13 protein-coding genes are annotated in these 15,972 nt (G+C 65.6%); 3 read left to right on the plus strand and 10 right to left on the minus strand.

All coding sequences use genetic code 11. The annotated features are described in order from the left end of the window. Positions 1-281: 281 nt before the first annotated feature. A complete protein-coding gene (locus JNB89_RS23745; RefSeq protein WP_220363809.1) occupies positions 282-1,097 on the plus strand; it encodes a hypothetical protein in 816 nt (271 codons plus the stop codon). A 182-nt stretch (positions 1,098-1,279) separates the two neighbouring features. Here the strand turns inward: JNB89_RS23745 and JNB89_RS23750 are convergent, their stop codons facing one another. Together JNB89_RS23750 and JNB89_RS23755 are read right to left on the minus strand one after the other, a co-directional pair. Next, a complete protein-coding gene (locus JNB89_RS23750; protein ID WP_223216842.1) occupies positions 1,280-2,503 on the minus strand; it encodes a cytochrome P450 in 1,224 nt (407 codons plus the stop codon). Between the two features lie 49 nt (positions 2,504-2,552). After that, a complete protein-coding gene (locus JNB89_RS23755) occupies positions 2,553-3,161 on the minus strand; it encodes a hypothetical protein (RefSeq protein WP_220363810.1) in 609 nt (202 codons plus the stop codon). A 358-nt stretch (positions 3,162-3,519) separates the two neighbouring features. On the opposite strand from JNB89_RS23755, the gene JNB89_RS23760 reads away from it, so the two are divergent. Further along, a complete protein-coding gene (locus JNB89_RS23760; protein ID WP_220363811.1) occupies positions 3,520-3,990 on the plus strand; it encodes an HrpB1 family type III secretion system apparatus protein in 471 nt (156 codons plus the stop codon). Positions 3,991-4,088: 98 nt separating this feature from the next. Here the strand turns inward: JNB89_RS23760 and JNB89_RS23765 are convergent, their stop codons facing one another. After that, positions 4,089-6,365: a winged helix-turn-helix domain-containing protein gene (locus tag JNB89_RS23765; protein ID WP_220363812.1), complete on the minus strand. Its 2,277-nt coding sequence runs from the start codon at positions 6,363-6,365 to the stop codon at positions 4,089-4,091. Between the two features lie 466 nt (positions 6,366-6,831). Here JNB89_RS23765 and JNB89_RS23770 point away from each other — a divergent pair, with 466 nt between their 5' ends. Then, entirely contained in the window at positions 6,832-8,304 is a 1,473-nt protein-coding gene (locus JNB89_RS23770; RefSeq protein WP_220363813.1) for a helix-turn-helix transcriptional regulator, read from the plus strand. A gap of 68 nt (positions 8,305-8,372) precedes the next feature. On the opposite strand, the gene JNB89_RS23775 is transcribed toward JNB89_RS23770, so the two are convergent. From JNB89_RS23775 to JNB89_RS23805, 7 genes are all read right to left on the minus strand, one after another. Further along, positions 8,373-9,119: a phage tail tip lysozyme gene (locus JNB89_RS23775; RefSeq protein WP_220363814.1), complete on the minus strand. Its 747-nt coding sequence runs from the start codon at positions 9,117-9,119 to the stop codon at positions 8,373-8,375. A gap of 276 nt (positions 9,120-9,395) precedes the next feature. Next, positions 9,396-10,016, minus strand: a complete 621-nt coding sequence (locus JNB89_RS23780) for an ANTAR domain-containing response regulator (protein WP_220363815.1) — start codon at positions 10,014-10,016, stop codon at positions 9,396-9,398. After that, positions 10,013-11,188, minus strand: coding sequence for a transporter substrate-binding domain-containing protein (locus tag JNB89_RS23785; protein WP_220363816.1), 1,176 nt, complete (start codon positions 11,186-11,188; stop codon positions 10,013-10,015). Before JNB89_RS23785 ends, JNB89_RS23780 begins: the two co-directional genes overlap by 4 nt. A gap of 32 nt (positions 11,189-11,220) precedes the next feature. Beyond that, the gene (locus tag JNB89_RS23790) at positions 11,221-12,528 is read right to left on the minus strand and encodes an amidase (RefSeq protein ID WP_220363817.1); all 1,308 of its coding nucleotides are present in this window, start codon (positions 12,526-12,528) and stop codon (positions 11,221-11,223) included. 28 nt (positions 12,529-12,556) lie between these two features. Further along, positions 12,557-13,270, minus strand: coding sequence for a branched-chain amino acid ABC transporter ATP-binding protein (locus JNB89_RS23795; protein ID WP_220363818.1), 714 nt, complete (start codon positions 13,268-13,270; stop codon positions 12,557-12,559). Further along, on the minus strand, positions 13,267-15,129 hold the full coding sequence (locus JNB89_RS23800) for an ABC transporter permease subunit (RefSeq protein WP_220363819.1): 1,863 nt from the start codon (positions 15,127-15,129) through the stop codon (positions 13,267-13,269). The genes JNB89_RS23795 and JNB89_RS23800 overlap by 4 nt, the downstream gene beginning before the upstream one ends. Beyond that, complete coding sequence (locus JNB89_RS23805) at positions 15,122-15,955, minus strand: branched-chain amino acid ABC transporter permease (protein ID WP_220363820.1); 834 nt, start codon at positions 15,953-15,955, stop codon at positions 15,122-15,124. The genes JNB89_RS23800 and JNB89_RS23805 overlap by 8 nt, the downstream gene beginning before the upstream one ends. Positions 15,956-15,972 lie beyond the last annotated feature (17 nt).

Genomic DNA, 15,972 nt, shown 5'->3' on the forward strand with positions numbered 1-15,972 from the left:
GGGAGGGGATGGCACCCGGCACCGTGAACCGCGAACCGCGAACCTGCCCCCGGCACCGTCCGCTTCGCTTCGCTGCATATTGCTGCGCACTGTCCCTAACCGTCGCGCGACGCCGCGCTTACAGTCGAACGTGCCCCGAGATGAGTGCCCTCACATGCGCGCCTATTGCGTCCTACGAGCGCACTCATTAACGCCCGCCGCGCACCGCTTTTGATTGCGTCGATGGGGATGATCGTCATATCCCGTGCGGGCGGTGTTGCGTCGCTCAACAAGGAGTCGTCATGACGTATAGCGCATTTTCCACGCTGTCATACCCGGCTGGTGGCAACATGGGCGCAGCCGACCCGTCGTCGCAATTCACGCGCTCGATTGTTGCGCAGCCGAACGCGTGGACAAACGCCGGCACGGGCACCGCTTTCGACAGCGGCAATAGCGCGGGCTGGAATTCGTCAGACGGCTTTGGCGACAACGCGCTCGAGCAACTCTTCCTGCAATTCCTGCTAAGCATCACCAGTCCGTCGCAGGAATCGTCGGGCATGCCGATGCCCTCCATGCCATCGCTTCCCAGCAGCGGCGGTGGCGTCGCACAGGCGAGCTACCGCCGCTCGTCCGGCACGGGCTCGGTCAGCTCGGGCGGCGCCGTGGAGCGGGGCGATCCCAATGTGCGGCCGGCCGGTTCGGGCAATGCGGCGGGCGTCGCGCAGACCCAGTTGCACAAGTCCGCGGCGAGCATCATGGCTGACCAGGGCGTGCCGATGGACAAGGGCGTCGATACCACGGTGTGCTGCGCGAACTTCGCATCCGCGTGCCTGGTCAAGTCGGGGAAGATCTCCGAGTCGCAGCACACGAACCTCGTCTCGACACTGCACAGCGAATTGAAGGGCGACGGCTGGCGCACCGTGAGCCGCAGCGAAGCCAAACCTGGCGATATCTGCATTGTGGGCGCCGACGAGCATGTCGAGATCGTCGCAAGCAACGAAAACGGCCGCATTACGCTGATCGGTTCGAACAACACGCAAGGCGGCAGCGGCCCACAGGTCGTGTCGTACGACACGTACACCGGCAACCGCGGCGATGTGACGTTCCTGTCGGAGTGAGGGTGATGAGCGATGCGTGGGCATCGCTCACTGCGTGATTGAATGCGCCGTCGCGCGCGGCCGGGCGGCGGCGGGAGACACAACGACGGCCGGGCGCATGCGCAACAGACAACGACGCCAGAACGGTGACACAACAACGCCACCCCAACAACGCCACCCCAACAACGCCACCCCAGACACCACTACCGCTCCACGATCAACCTGTCATACCCATGAAACGAGCCATGCTGCTGCCGCGGCTGCCAGCCTGGCGCGAGTCGCAGCTCAGGCATGCGCCGCAATAGCGCACGCAGCAGCGACTCCAGTTGCATACGCGCAAGCGCGACGCCCATGCAGCTGTGCGGGCCCGCGCCGAAAGTCAGCGCACGGGCGGCTTCACGCTCGAAGCGAATTTCATCGGGCGCGGCAAATACCGTAGGGTCGCGATTGGCGGCACCGATGAGCGGCATCACGCTCTCGCCGCGACGAATCCGGCAGCCGTCGATCTCGACGTCGTCCCATGCGTAGCGAAACACGGACTGCACTGCGGGATCGTACCGATACAGCTCGCGCACCGCTTGCGAAACGAGTGAGGTGTCGTCCACGAGCGCCTGCCAGGCGTGCGGCGCGCGCAGCAGCGCGGCGATGCTGTTGCCGATGGACAGCAAGGTGGTGCCGTATCCGGCAATGAACAGGAACAGAACGTTGACAAGCATTTCGCGCCGGCCGATTCCGCCTTCCTGTTCGAGCCGCAGGAAGCGCGAGGCTGCTTGATCTGGGGCGGCGTCGGGGTCGACTTCGCGCAGGAACGCGTCGACGTTGCCGATGAAAGTCTCGGTCTGCACGGCCGCGAGCGTGCGTTCCTCGGCGGACATCGGCGCGCCGCTGATGAGTTGCCACGCGCCCGTCGACGCTTGCAGATAGCTCGCGCCGTGTGCATCGGGAAAGCCAAGCAGGCGGCAGATCGTGCGCACCGGCAACACACTCGCGATATGCGCGACCAGATCGAAGCGCGGCAGGGCTTCGCATTGATCGAGCAGACGCGCGACTTCACCGTCGATAAACGCTTGCAGCGATAGCAGCGCCTTGCGCGAAAACAGCGGCGCGAGAAGGCGCCGAAGCCGCTCGTGCGCTTCGCCGGTCTCGAACACGACCATGTTCGTGTAACCGAGCGGGTCGTCGAGCGGTTGCGCGCCGGGCGGCGGCCGTGCCGAAAAACGCGCGTCGTCGAGAATACGCGTCACCAGCGCGTGCGACGACGCGAGCCAGACTCCGCTCGCGTCGCGCCACAGTGGCCGTTGCGCGCGCAACCATTCGTAGAGCGGGTAGGGATCGCCCGAACCGGTGCCGATAATGGACGGCAGCACGCTGTGCGAGCCCGGGTCCGCGATCGCGCAGGTCATCTGGCAGGTCATCTGGCAGGTCATGGCAGGTTCTTCGGCGCACAACGGCATGCCCGCACCGGCAACCGGCGGCTCAGACAGCAAGACCGTAGTTGCCCGGCGACTGGACTGGTTGCTCGACGGTCAACGGCTGCACGCGGTTGTTCGGCGTGCCGTTCAGGTTCAGGTCGCCCGCGCCGATGTTCACCTGGTCCGCCGCGAACTTGTACGTGCCGTCGCTCTGTTTCTCGCCTGTGACGAGGCTACCGCTCATGATCAGGTCGAAAGGCGAGCGGCCGTTGGTCATCAGTTCGTTGACTTCTTTCTTGCCGTCGGCCGTGAAGCTGACGCTGCCGTCCGCGCCGATGGTGCCGACCGATTTGCCGGACTTGTCGTACAGATTGCCCGACGGATCTTCGAGCAGGCTTACTTCGCCGCCGGAGCGCGTCGACAGTTTGACCGAACGCAGCGGTGGGTTGCCGTTGGCAGGCATGCCGGGATATTGGCCCGTCGAACCGGGAAACTGGCCGCCGGCATTCTGACTGCCGCCCGGATACTGGCCGCCTGAGATGCCGAGGTCGTTGAGCAACTGCTGGATATCGGCGTCGATCTGTGCCTGATTCGCGCCGCCATACGACTGCCCGCCGGGGTACTGGAAAGTCGGGCTCTGAAAGTACGCGGAGTTCACGTTATTGGTGGTCATGGTTCCTCTCTCAAGGTTGATTCATGCGGATAACGAAGACTGATGAGGTCGCCAGATCGCGCCGACTTCAACACAGACAGACTATGGAAAGCGCACGGGCCTGCGCGAGCGAATGCGAAGCAGGGAGTGGGCGTGCGAAACCCGCGTGCAAAACGTGCGTGCAAAACGTGCGTGCAAATCCCGCGTGCGAGAGCAGCGTGCGCCCTGCACCCGCACAACGCCGCCAGCAACTCCAGCGCCCATCGCGCGCATGCTTCGCGACCGCGCTCCATGCTTCGTGTGTGCGCGATGCCGGCGCGCGACGAGTCCGACAATGCAGAGTGTCGCCTCTCGCCATCGTTGGCCCTGGTACGTGCACATGAAAAACGATCAATGCAGTTTCGCGGTGCTGGGTGTGCTGCTGACGATTTTCTCCGTAGGACTACGGATCGGCGCGCATGCCGATCTGGAGGAACTGCTGCTCGTGTTGCGTCAGCTTCATCCGAATCCGGCGGTCGTCGACATCTGCGAGGTGAGGCTGCTCGTGAATTCGCGGCGCTGGATCGACGCGTTGCGTCTATTGCGACAGATCGACGAGCAGGGCTACGGTTCGCCCGTCGTCACCGCGTTGCAGAGCTGGTGCCTGTACATGCTCGCGGATCGCGACTGGCGACGCTGCGCGGCGGCCGTCTTGCATAGCGGCGATCCGACCGCGCTCGCGATCGTCGCGAAGTTTCTGGGCATAGGCGGGGAGCCGAGTGCCGCGCGCATTGCCGCGGTATTGGCCAGCGAATCGGGCAATCTGCTGGGCAACACGCTCGGCAACGAACTGGGCAGCGAATACAGGTGAAAACGCAGGTGACAACGCAGGTGCCAACGCAGGTAACAACGTTGTTACTCGATTTGCTCCGGGCGAGCGGCGCCGAGGGGCCCGCGAGAGCCGCGCGTTCAGCGCGCCGCAGCGCCGTTGCGCGCCTGAGAGGCTCTGACGATGCGGTCATAGCGGGTCTGCAATTCGGCCGCGCGCCGTGCATCGCCCGCCTCGCTGCAGCACACGATGAGGCCGGTCAGCGCGCGCTCGCGAAACGCGCTGTCGGCACACGCGTTGGCGAGTTCGTAGACGGTTTCCCACGCGGCGATGGCCTGCGCGACAGGCGCGTGAACGAGCGGCAGCGCGCTTGCGAGAATCGCATGAAGGCGCATCTCGTCGCGACGTCGAGGCGTCGCGACGGCCTGCACGCCGGCAAGCACGGCACGGCCGCGCTGCAGATACTCGCGCTCCAGCGAAAGCCGCGCCCACAGCCACGCCGAGCATTCGAGCAGCGCGATTGCCGTGTCAAAGCGCCCGCATTCGACGCACCATTGAAGCGCTGCGCGCAAGTCCTCGAGATCGCTCATGTCGAGCGCGTCGATATGCGCGCGCTCGCCGCGTTTGCGGTGCGCGTTCAGGCGCACGGGCAGGCCGACCGCGAGCGCATGCGCGGTGCGGTCGAGTTCGCCGGCGTCACGCAGCATGTCGCGCGCGAGATGGCGGATGGGCCGCCGGATGTGCAGCATCCACTGACCGCTGCTGTCCAGTTCTTCGACGAGGCCCGCTTCGGTCAATGCGTCGAGCGAGGCGTCCGCGAGCGCGTCGCCTCGAATCGCCTCGCTCATGGCGTTGTGTGTGTCGCTCGGCGTGTCGCCGGACCACTGGCCGCTCGCGGGTGGATCGCATGCGGTGAGCAGACCGATGGCCGCACAGCGCGGGAATTCGCCTGCGAACATGGCGAGCCGCAGAAGGTGCAGGCGCGCCCGTCGGTCGAGCCGCGCGACGTGCAGATCGAAGGCGAGCGCAATGGGTGCCGAGCGCGGATGCGCAACCCCCGGGGTTTCAATGCGCGGTCCGATGAGCGCTTCGAGACACTGCGCGTAGCGGCTCATGGCGGCTTCGAGCGGCTCTCCAGCGCGCAGGTCGTGGTCGATCGTCGCGGCGGCCAGTTCCAGGGCGAGCGGCACGCCGGCAAGCAGTTGCGTGATCGACACGGCTGCGTCTATCGCGGCTTGCGGCATCGTGCCGCCGTCGAGCGCCGCGAGCGGCGCGTTACCGCTCAGGGGGCGCGGCGACGCAGGTGCTGCCATGCGTTGCCGGTCGCGACGCGCGGACAGAATCGAGAGCCGTGCGAAGAGCAGGCGCAGCGCGTCGTATTCCGGTGCGAGCGTCGCGTTGACCTGGGGCTGTTCCGGAGTGCGCAGCGGACCGAGCGTGACCACTTCCTCGTTGCGCAAGCCGAGCGGCGCGCTCGCGGTGACAATGGCACGTACGTTCGGTCCGGCAGTCAGCACTGCGTCGATAATTTCCGCTGCGAGCGCGCGGTTTCGCGCGTGCTCATGCCTGCCATCGTTGCACGCGTTGCAATCGATCACGAGCAGCACGTCGCGCTCGCGCGAGCCGTCGAGCAAACGGGCAAGCGGAGTCTGCGCGGCACCCGCCGGCACGTTCAGTGCGAGCGCGAGGGCACTGGCGAAAGCTTCCTCCGACGCGAGCGGGGATAAGGCGACGGGCACCGCGCCGTCACGAAAGCGCGCGGCGAGGCGCCGCGCCGCTTCGTGCGCGAGGCGCGCCTTGCCTGTACCGGTTGCGCCGACGAGCGTAATGAGCCGCGCGATGGACATGAGGCCTAGCACCTCGGAAAGCTCCGCATGCCGGCCGATGAACGGCGTGAATTGCTGCGGCGTGCGCGCAGTGCCCCCTGAAACGCCGCCTGAAGCGCCGCCTGCAAAAGCCGGCTGCGCTGCACGCGGCGCGCCCGCGCCGGCCGGTTCGCCCGGCAACCGTGAGCCTGGCCGTGGCGCCGCTGCCGCGGTGGTTGTGGCGGCCGCGGCCGCTGCTGTGACGGGTTCCTGCGCGTGAGCCAGACTATTGGTATGAACCTCGGCGGCAAAGCGATAGCCGAAGCCCGGCACGGTGACGATCAGATCGCGGTCGTCGCCGAGCGCGCGCCGCAGCGCCGAAATCTGCACCTGAACCGTATTGACGTCGACATTCAGGTCAGGCCAGCCGCGGCGGCCGAGTTCGGCCTGCGCGACAGGTCGGCCGCGCGCTTCGACCAGCGCGATCAGCAGCTCGAGTGCGCGCGCACCGAGTTCGACCTCGAGGCCGTCCGCCACGAGCCGCGGCGGCTCCTGAGACAGCGTGAAGCGACTGAACGCTATGACCGTTTCGTTCGGTCGTAATGACGGCATTGTGGATCTCCAGCGGAATCGGCAAGCCCAACGCTTCTGGGCGGTGCCGCGTGCGGCGGATCAAATGCTCACCGGCGATCGTCGTCGGGGCGGCGTGCGCAGCTGCGCGCTCGCGGCGCCCGCATGCTGCGGGTAACCGCGCTCAACAGTTTCGCCGGGCGATGGATTCGTCAGCTTATTGCGAGTTGCATGGTTCGGCAATAGGGTGCAGCGCGCGGGTCTACGAACAACCGGGTGTTTCGCGCGAAGCGCTGACAACGCTTGCAGTTCCCTCCGACATGTGTTGCGCCGTGCGAATCTCAACAGTTCTCAAATCGCCCTCAACGCTCAGATTTGTTGAAGATGTGCGCCGCATATCTGCATAGATTAGGGGATGCGCACGATGGTGGCATACGCAACCATCGGTTTGCAGCAGGCGTGCGCCCCGTAGCCGTGGGCCGCGCGCGCATCGACGAGGAGTAGCGCAATGTTCGTGACGCTTTACTTTCCCCTGGCGGCTTCGTTGTCCGTTCACGATCTGCCGGACGGCTTTCTCAACAAGGTACGCGACGGCGATCTGCAGCCTGCGGGCGCGCAGGCGAGCCGTTGGTCCGAGCTCGCGCGCGGGGCCGCGGGTTCGTCCGAATTGCTGCGTCTGCATGCCGACATGCAGATGACGCTCGGCATCTGCGACGAGGCCGAGGAACAATATCGCCGCGCGCAGAAGGCAATTCGCTCGCCGCGCCACGCGATCCGCGCGGCGTCGTGCCGCAATGCCGGCTGGCAGGCGCTGTTCAGGCACCGGCTTGCGACGGCGCTGTCGTGCTTCGCCCGGCTCGTCGACGAGCCGGACGTGGACATGGCGCAACAGGTCGAGGCGCGCCTCGGCATTGTCGGCGCGCTGCACGAGCTTGGCCGTTCACGCGATTCCGGCGACGCACTCGACGAACTCGCGGCCGCCACCACAGACCCGTCGCTCGGTCAATGGCGCGAGCTGGTGGCCACCGTGCGCTTCGACATTGCCGTGCAGCGCGAACTGCGCGGCGCGACGCTGCTGAGCGATCACGCGTACTGGCAGTCCGGTCTCACCGAGCACTCACTGCGCGGTGTAGGCGCCGCGGGCGGCTTTCACGCGATGGCCTCGGCAAGCGACGCCGCCGATCTGCACGAAGTCGAGGCGTTGAACGTCTGCACGCCGCTGCTGCGACAGCGCGTCGACTATTTGCGGCAGTTGCGAGCGCTTGCACGTGGGGAACGCACAGCGCTCGAGGGCATCACCGCGCATCTGAACTGGGCGCAGCAGCGCGGCTTCGGCGATTATCTGCGCAGCACGCGGCTCGAGGTGGTTCTCGCCGCGCTCGCTGCCGATGCACCGCAATTGGCCGAGATGCTGCTCGAGCCGCTGCATCGCATCGACCATGCGGGGTCGACCGGGCATCGGCAACTCGAATATCTGTATGCGGTCGCAAAGACGCATCAGGCGCTTGGACGCAGCCGCGAAGGCATGCTGTTTTTCGGCCGCTACGCGCTGATCGCCACACAGTGTCTGCGCGACGATTCCCAGGTGCTGGTGTCGTATGCGGGCAAGGCCGCACGCCAGGCGCCGCAACTCGACGACGTCGCCGCGCGCCTGCCTGCGCGTTACCGGCGTGCGTATCGCTACCTGCAGGAAAATCTCGACCGGCGCGACCTCTCGGTGCGTGAAGTGGCGGCGGAAGTGGGCGTGACCGAGCGCGCGTTGCAAAGCGCGTTCAAGCATTCGCTCGGTCTTTCCCCTACCGAACTGATTCGCCGGCTGCGCATGGAGCGGATTCGCGCGGATTTGCTCGACGATTCGTTCACCGGCGAGCGCACGGTGCTGTTGACAGCCAACAAGTGGGGCGTGCAGAACCGCTCGACGCTCGTGAGCGGCTATCGCAAGCAGTTTCATGAGGCGCCTTCGGAGACGCTGGAGCGCTGACGCGTCCGTGCCGCAGACGCGGCATGGATTCCGCGTGGATCCGCGGGCCGCTCACGCGCCGCGGCGCGTCACGCCGTCAGCACGTATTGCAGATCGGCGAGGCGGCTCGACATTTGCGGGTCGCCAGGGCGCTCGAAAGTGTTGCAGAACACGACGGTGGCGTCCTGCGCGGACTGCGTGTTCCTGATCGCATCGATGGCGCCGGACTGCGAGGTCTGCAATTCGTGCTTGAGGAAGCCGTAGTTGGCTTGCTCGCTCGACGGATCGAGGTGGTTCGCGGAGCAATAGTCGAGATAGTCCTGCTTGCGCGAGCCTGTCCATTGCGCAATGCCGAAGCCGGATTGCAGGTTCGAATTGGGCGCGCCAATCGCGCCGCCCTGGTTGATACCCGGATTCATTCCGCCGCTTTCGTGCCACAGGTTCGCGACAATGCCGGCGGCCTGGTTGCGGGTGAGGCCGAAGTCGCGTTGCAGGTTCGTCATGAAGTATTGAACGGTTTTCTTCGCTTCGGGCGTGCTCGCGGAAGTGGATTGGCCCGAGCCGTCGCCGGCCGGCACGCCCGCTGTCGAGGCCGTGCTTCTATAGCCGGCGGGGGAGGCGCGGCCCGCGCTCGAAGACATGGCGGGCATGGCGGGCAGCGAAGGCATTGAGGGCATGCCGGAGCTCGACGATCCGCTGTCGCTGAAGAGCTCCGCGAGAATCTGCTCGATCTCGCGTGCTATGTCCTCGTCGCTTGCGCTACCCGAGCCGGAGCCGCTCGGGCCGAGTTGATGAATGAGCTGGTCCAGTCGTTTGAGTTCAGCGGCATCGATCATGGTGGTCTCGCTCGGGAGGTGTAGGACGAGATCGGTTGGGCAGGCAGGATCGAACCCACTCTAGCAGCGCGAATTGGGCGGCTGACGCGCGGGTCGGAAGTTGGCGCTGAGGGAGCGAAGCGGTGAGGAAGTGAAGCAGTGAGAAGTTGAGAACGCGAAAGGCGCAAAGGCGCAAAGGTCCAATGGAGCAAAGGCCCAAAGGCCCAAAGGCCCAAAGGCCCGGCGCGGCGACCATGCGCAATCGCCGTCACCGCCTGGCTGCCGCACAACTGCCCCCTACGGCCTCGTGCGTTTGCCCAGCCCGAGCTTTTCCATGCCTTCATGAGCGTCGATCACGATGGTCGCAATTTCGCCGACCGTCACACGCAATTCGGTCGCGCGCGAGCGCATATGTTCGTACGCTTCGCTCTCGCTCAGCCGATGCGCGTCGATCAGGATACGCATGGCCCGCTCGATGTGGCGGCGCGCCTTGATGGCTTCCTCCAGCTTGCCGATCTTCGCGTGCAGCCGTTGCTGGTAGCCCGACGACGCCCGCGCCAGTACGAGCGTGCTGAGCACGCCGGTGGAGCGGTACGGTTTGGTGATGACGCCGTGCGCCTGCGTATCCAGCAGCATTTTCAGCGCAGTGGGGTTCTCGTAGTCGGAGAGCGCGATCAGCGTGGCCTGCGTGTCGGCGGCGCTCCAGTTGCCCGCGTTCCTGATCTCCGGGCCGACCAGAAAGAAGATCACGTCGGCGTCCGTCGGCAGATGTGCAGGCAGCGGCCAGACCGCGCGAACCGGGCAGCCTATGCGCCGCAACTGCTCTTCGAGCACGCTGCGGTCGTCGCCGGGCGGATGGATCACCACCACGCGCAGCGTGCGCAGATCGTCGAAGATGCGGCGGGCGCCCGCGTTCATACCGGCTCTCCATCAAGCCAGAATTCGGCGAAACCGTATGAAGTCAGATAAGGGTCGGGCTTCACCGGATGACGGCCTTCCCACACGATGTCGAACGCGCCGTCCGGCCGGCACACGGCAATGCGCGGCGTGAGAATGGCGTGATTGTTCGCGCGGTCGATCCGCAGCATGCCCTCGGGCGAATCGAATTCCACCTCGTACACTGCATCGACCAGCTTTGCCGTATCGAGGCTGCGGGTACGCGCGAGCGCAAGTGCAAACAGGTGCACCTGGTTGTACGCCATTTCCGACCACATGCTCGCGGGCTGTTCGCCAAAGCGGGCGCGCCATGACTTGAGAAAGCGCTGGTTGCCATGCAGTGGGAGCGTGTTCACATAGCTCGCTGAAATGATATGGTGGCCGCACAGTTCAGGACCGATCATCCGCGTTTCGCCCTCGGTCATCGTCAAGCTTGCAATCGGGATACGCGCGGGATCGATCCCGTGCTCGCGATAGAGCTGGTAGAACGCACGCGCGCCCCGGCCAATCAACGTGGAAAATACCACGTCAGGCTCAACGGCCCTGATCTGCTGAACGACTTCACGCAACGCGGCGGGCTCGGCGTCGCTAGGCAGATAGACCTCTTCGACAATCTCGCCGCCATGCTGCTCGACCATGTCGCGCATGATCCGGTTCGATTCTCGCGGATAAATGTAGTCCGCGCCAACCAGAAAAAAACGCCGGCCATGATTGCGCAGCAGATAAGCGGCGAGCTGCATGCTGTTCTGATTGGGCACCGCGCCCGTGTAGATCACGTTCGGCGAGTACTCGAATCCTTCGTAGATCGAGCAATACCAGAGCAGCGCGTTATAGCGCTCGATAACCGGCAGCACCGCTTTGCGGCTGGACGACGTCGAGCAGCCGAAAATGACCGTGACCTCGTCTTCCTGCAACATGCGCGAGGCAAGCCTGCGGTATTCGTCGGGATCGCTTTTCGGATCGTAGACGACGGGGTCGAGCAGACGCCCGTCGATGCCGCCCGCCGCGTTGATTTCCTCGATTGCGAGAACGGTGCCGAAAAAATGCTCGGACTCCGTCGCCGCCGTCACGCCCGTGCGCGAGAACAGCACGCCGACGCGCCAGCCGGCTTCGGCCGGCAGCGCTTTGGCGGACTGTAGCGGATTCGTCTCCATTCAGTGTTCTCCTCGCTGCATTTCGCGACCGGCTAATGTGTCGCGCGCCCGCCCGGCGCAGCCGTTGCAATGATTGCCCGCTCGACGAACGCGGCCGCCTCGAGGCAGTGCGCGTCGTCCCACGGCCGGCCGATGACCTGCACCCCCACTGGCGCGCCGCGCGCGCCGGTGAGACCCGGCACATTCACGCACGGACAGCCGAGCAGGGTCCAGTTGCGATTGAAAGCCGGGTCGCCCGTCGACGCGAGTCCTTCCGGGGCTTCGTCGGGGGCGCTCGGGGTGAGCAGCATCGTGACGCCCTCGAACAGTTGTGTGAGCCTTGTTTTCGCGTGATTCATCGCGGCGCATGCGCTTTCGTAGGCCGCGGCATCCACGTTCGAGGCGCGCGCGAGAAACGCGAACAGCATAGGCGAAAGTTGTGCGCGATGACGATCGTACTCGAAGCCTAGCGTCTGCCATGCTTCATAGCTTTGAATCGTGTCGTGCGCGGCGATCAGTTCGGCCATCCACGGCTCGAAGCGCACCGGGCGCACGCGGCCACCCGCGCGTTCGACGGCGCGTACTGCCGTCTCCAGCACGTGGCTCGCATTGGCCGACGGCTCGGTCCATGGGTAACGCTCGGGTACGCCGAAGACGGGCGGCTGCTCGTTGCCTCGAATTGCGAGCGCGCGGCCGCTCAACACCTGCGCGAGCAAGGCTGCGTCGCGCACGCCGGCGGCAAAGAGGCCCACCGTGTCGAACGACCAGGAGAAGCATTTCATGCCCGCCGTCGGCAGCATGCCGAAGGTCGGCTTGAAGCCCGCGACGCCGCAATACGACGCGGGACGTATGGTCGAGCCGCCGGTCTGCGAGCCGATCGCGAACGGCGCGATGCCGGCCGCGACCGCCGCTGCCGAACCCGACGACGAGCCGCCCGCCGTGCGGTCCAAAGCGGCAGGGTTGTGCGTGACGGTGGGCGCCATATACGCGAACTCGCTCGTCACCGTCTTGCCGATCACGACCGCGCCGTTGCGCCTGAGCAAGGTGACGATGGCCGCGTCTGACTTTGGCTGATGGCCTTCGTAGATGGGCGAGCCGTACGAGGTCACGAGGTCGCTGGCGTCGAAGATGTCCTTCACCACGACCGGCAGGCCGGCAAGCGGGCCTGCCGCGGCAGCGGCGTTGGCGAGCGCGGTGTCGCGCGGCGCGACGGCGGTCATCGCGCGAATTGCGGCGTCGACTTCGTCAATACGCGCGAGCGATTCGGGCACGAGACGGCTGCGTTCGGCCGGATCGCGGGCCGTGCGCTCGAGCAGCGCATGAGCGGAAAGTGGTCGATAGAATGATTGTGCAGTGGTCATGACATGAGTATCGCGAAACTGCGGCGCGTCAGACGCGCAAATGTTCGTAGATCGATTCCGCGGCGGCCGCGTCTTTCGCATTGCCTTCGTCGACAATTTCGCCTTGCTTGAGCACTGCGTAGCGGTCGGCGACCTTGAGCGCGAACGGCACGTTCTGTTCGATCAGCAGCAGCGTGGTGCCGTGGCGGCTGCGCTCCCACAGCAGTGCGTCGGCCAGCCGGTCGATTACCGACGGTTGCAGGCCCTCGGTAATCTCGTCGAGCAGGATGATGGAAGGGCGCATCATCAGTGCGCGCGCCACCAGCAGCATCTTCTGCTCGCCGCCCGAGAGCGTGCCCGCGTACTGACGCAGGCGGCTGCCGAACACCGGAAAGATCGGCTCGATCTGCGCAAAGCGCTCGTCGAACACGGAGGCGTTCGCAAGCCCCAGCCGCAGATTGTCGCGAATGCTGAGGTCCTGAAAGAGCGCATGTTCCTGCGGCGCATACGCGATGCCGGCCCGCGCGATGCGATGTGGCGGCACGCGCGTCATGTCCTCGCCATGCACGTAGACAGCGCCGCTTTGCTTGGGCAGATAGCCCATGATGGTTTTCAGCAGCGTGGTCTTGCCCATGCCGTTCTTGCCGAGCAGCGCGACGGCCTCGCCGTTGGCGACGCTCAACGACAGCTTGCGCAGCACGACGGACGCCTTGTATCCGCTCGTCACGTCCTTCAGGTTCAACGCGATCTGGCTTTCGTTCACGAGGCCTCCCGTTGTGTTGCCGCGCCGACGGCGCTATCGCCTTGCGCGGTGCCGGCGTAAATCGTCCGCACGAGTTCGGAGTTGACCACCTCGTCGAAATTGCCTTGCATGACGATGCGCCCTTGATGCAGCACCACGATGCGCGTCGCAATGCCGGCCACGAAGTCGAGGTCGTGTTCGACCAGCAGACAACACAGGTTATACCGGTGTGCGAGCGCTGCAAGCACGTTGCCGATTTGCGTGCGCTCGGTCTTCGTGAGACCTGCGGTCGGCTCGTCGAGCAGCACGATGCGCGGTTCCAGCGCGAGCACCATCGCGAGTTCGAGCGCCTGCTGTTCGCCATGCGAAAGGTCCTTTGCCACGGCGCCGAGCTTGCGCTCGAGGTTGGTCGCGCGAACCACCTCCAGCGCGTACGGCGGTAACGCGAGCGTGCCTGAGCGTCGAACGAACGAGGGCCGCTCGATCAGCGTGCCCGCAATGCGCAGGCACTGCGCCACCGTGAGCGTCTCGAAGATATTCGCGTTCTGGAACTTGCGCCCGAGACCGAAGCGCACGCAGCGGTCGGGCGGCAATTGACGGATGTCGTTGCCGCACAGCATGACCGTGCCCGCCGAGCGCTCGGCGCCGTCGCTCATGCAGCGCATCAGCGTAGTCTTGCCCGCGCCGTTCGGGCCGATCAGCCCGACCAGTTCGCCGGCCTGCGCGTCCAGATCGATGCCTTGCAGCACCTTCAGGCTGCCGAAATGACGCGCCACGCCGCTCATGCGCAACGCTGGCGCGCCCGCATCCGGCGCATGGCCTCTCTGCACCGGCCGCTCGACGAGCTCCGGTTCGCGCGACTCGCCCGCGAGATGACGCAGCGGCGTGAGGAGCAGCGGCACGAGACCTTGCGGCAACAGCACGATGACGGCGACGAACGCGGCGCCGAGTATCAATTGCCACGCGAACGGCATGATGCCGCTCAGATACGACGTGCCGACGTTGATCAGCAGCGCGCCGATCACCGGTCCCCACAACGTGCCGCGTCCGCCGAGCGCGACCCAGATGATGAGTTGCGTGCCCAGCACGAAGCCGGTCAGTTCGGGGGCGACCACGCCGCTGAACGAGCCGTAGCCGAAGCCGGCGAGCCCCGCGACCGCCGCGGTTGCAACGAGCAGCACGATTTTCACGAGCGAGGTGTTGATGCCCAGATACAGGCAACGCGATTCGTTGTCGCGAATCGCCGCAAGCACGCGGCCGCCGTCGCTGCGCACGAAGATCCACGCCAGCCCCACGACCACGACGAGCGCCGCGCCTGCGATCCAGTACCACGCTTCGAGCGAAAGATCGAACGTCTGGTATCCGGTCAGCCCGGAGCTCGAGCCTGTCCATTCGCCGCCCGAGAGCAGCAGCTGACTGAGCACGATGGGCAGCACGAGCGACATGACGGTGGCGAAAAACGGCGAAGCGCCGCGATAGAACGACAGCCAGCCGAGCAGAGCGGCGACTCCGGCCGTCACGGCAAGCGTTGCCGCGAGCGCGAGCAGCACATACGCCGCTGAAAAGCCGCCGTGCGTGAACACCAGTCCCGCCGCGTAGGCGCCGAGTCCGAAGAACGCCGATTGGCCAAACGTCAGATAGCCGGTGTAGCCCCAGAGAACATCCACTGTGACCGCGACGATCGAGAAGAAGAACGCCTGGATCAGCACATTCAGCAGATACGAGCCGAACAGGAATGGACCCGCCGCGATCAGCAGAACACCGAGCACGCCGATTGTTGCGAGACCGCGTAACGGCCTGGACCGGCTGCGTTGCCGCTTGCCGGCGGGCGACGGTTCGCGCCCGCCGGCATGCCCCAGCGACGCGTTGACTTTAGCCATGAGAGAACCCCTGCGGACGAATACGCAATGTGAGCGCGGCGAGCACCGCGATGGTCAGCCCGCCGAGCACCGGGCTCACGAACGTGCTGACGAGCACCTGGCACGCGCCGAACACGAAGCAGGTGACGAGCAGGCTCAGCATCGAATGGCCCGAGACCATGACCAGCATGAAAGCGCTCACGAGCCACGGCAAACCCATGTCGGGGTCGACGCTCGATAAAGGCGTGATCAGCACGCCGGCGAGCGAACCGAAGGCCGCGCCGAGGCTGAAGGTAATGAAGCGGATGCGGCCCGAGTGAATGCCTAAGCCGCGCGCGAGGTCTTCGTTCATGATGACCGCGCGTGTTTTGACACCGAAGCGCGTGCCCGTCAGAAGCACCGTCATGATCGCGCAGATGCCGAGCGCGACCGGGATCAGCAGCAGGCGGTAAGCGGAATAGTCGGTGCCGGCAACCGGGACGACGCCCTTGAGCGGCGTTTCGACGAACTGCACTTCGCGGCCGAACGTCATCACAATCAGTTGCCCGATGACGATGCCGAGGCCCCACGTGGCGAGAATCGCGTCGAGGGGACGCTTGTACAGAGGCCGCACGATGATCCACTCGACCAGCATGCCGACCACGGTGCCGACCACGACGGCAAGCGGCAGACCGAGCCACGGGTTGAGCTTTAACTGCGTGACGACGAAGCTTGCATACGCACCCATCGTCAGCAACGCGCCGTGTGCGAAGTTGACGATTTTCATCACGCCGAAAATCACCATCAGGCCGGCCGTGACGATGAACAGCACGGCCGTGGTGGTCAGAATGTCCAATGCGAGAACCATGGTTGTCTCCAGTCGCA

This window comes from Paraburkholderia phenoliruptrix, from assembly GCF_019511605.1.
Lineage (GTDB): Bacteria > Pseudomonadota > Gammaproteobacteria > Burkholderiales > Burkholderiaceae > Paraburkholderia > Paraburkholderia phenoliruptrix_A.

Bases quoted from the DNA above. Each gene is read 5' to 3' on its own strand.
- JNB89_RS23745 (WP_220363809.1), top strand. From the start codon at position 282: ATGACGTATAGCGCATTTTCCACGCTGTCATACCCGGCTGGTGGCAAC.
- JNB89_RS23750 (WP_223216842.1), bottom strand. From the start codon at position 2,503: ATGACCTGCCAGATGACCTGCCAGATGACCTGCGCGATCGCGGACCCG.
- JNB89_RS23755 (WP_220363810.1), bottom strand. From the start codon at position 3,161: ATGACCACCAATAACGTGAACTCCGCGTACTTTCAGAGCCCGACTTTC.
- JNB89_RS23760 (WP_220363811.1), top strand. From the start codon at position 3,520: ATGAAAAACGATCAATGCAGTTTCGCGGTGCTGGGTGTGCTGCTGACG.
- JNB89_RS23765 (WP_220363812.1), bottom strand. From the start codon at position 6,365: ATGCCGTCATTACGACCGAACGAAACGGTCATAGCGTTCAGTCGCTTC.
- JNB89_RS23770 (WP_220363813.1), top strand. From the start codon at position 6,832: ATGTTCGTGACGCTTTACTTTCCCCTGGCGGCTTCGTTGTCCGTTCAC.
- JNB89_RS23775 (WP_220363814.1), bottom strand. From the start codon at position 9,119: ATGATCGATGCCGCTGAACTCAAACGACTGGACCAGCTCATTCATCAA.
- JNB89_RS23780 (WP_220363815.1), bottom strand. From the start codon at position 10,016: ATGAACGCGGGCGCCCGCCGCATCTTCGACGATCTGCGCACGCTGCGC.
- JNB89_RS23785 (WP_220363816.1), bottom strand. From the start codon at position 11,188: ATGGAGACGAATCCGCTACAGTCCGCCAAAGCGCTGCCGGCCGAAGCC.
- JNB89_RS23790 (WP_220363817.1), bottom strand. From the start codon at position 12,528: ATGACCACTGCACAATCATTCTATCGACCACTTTCCGCTCATGCGCTG.
- JNB89_RS23800 (WP_220363819.1), bottom strand. From the start codon at position 15,129: ATGGCTAAAGTCAACGCGTCGCTGGGGCATGCCGGCGGGCGCGAACCG.
- JNB89_RS23805 (WP_220363820.1), bottom strand. From the start codon at position 15,955: ATGGTTCTCGCATTGGACATTCTGACCACCACGGCCGTGCTGTTCATC.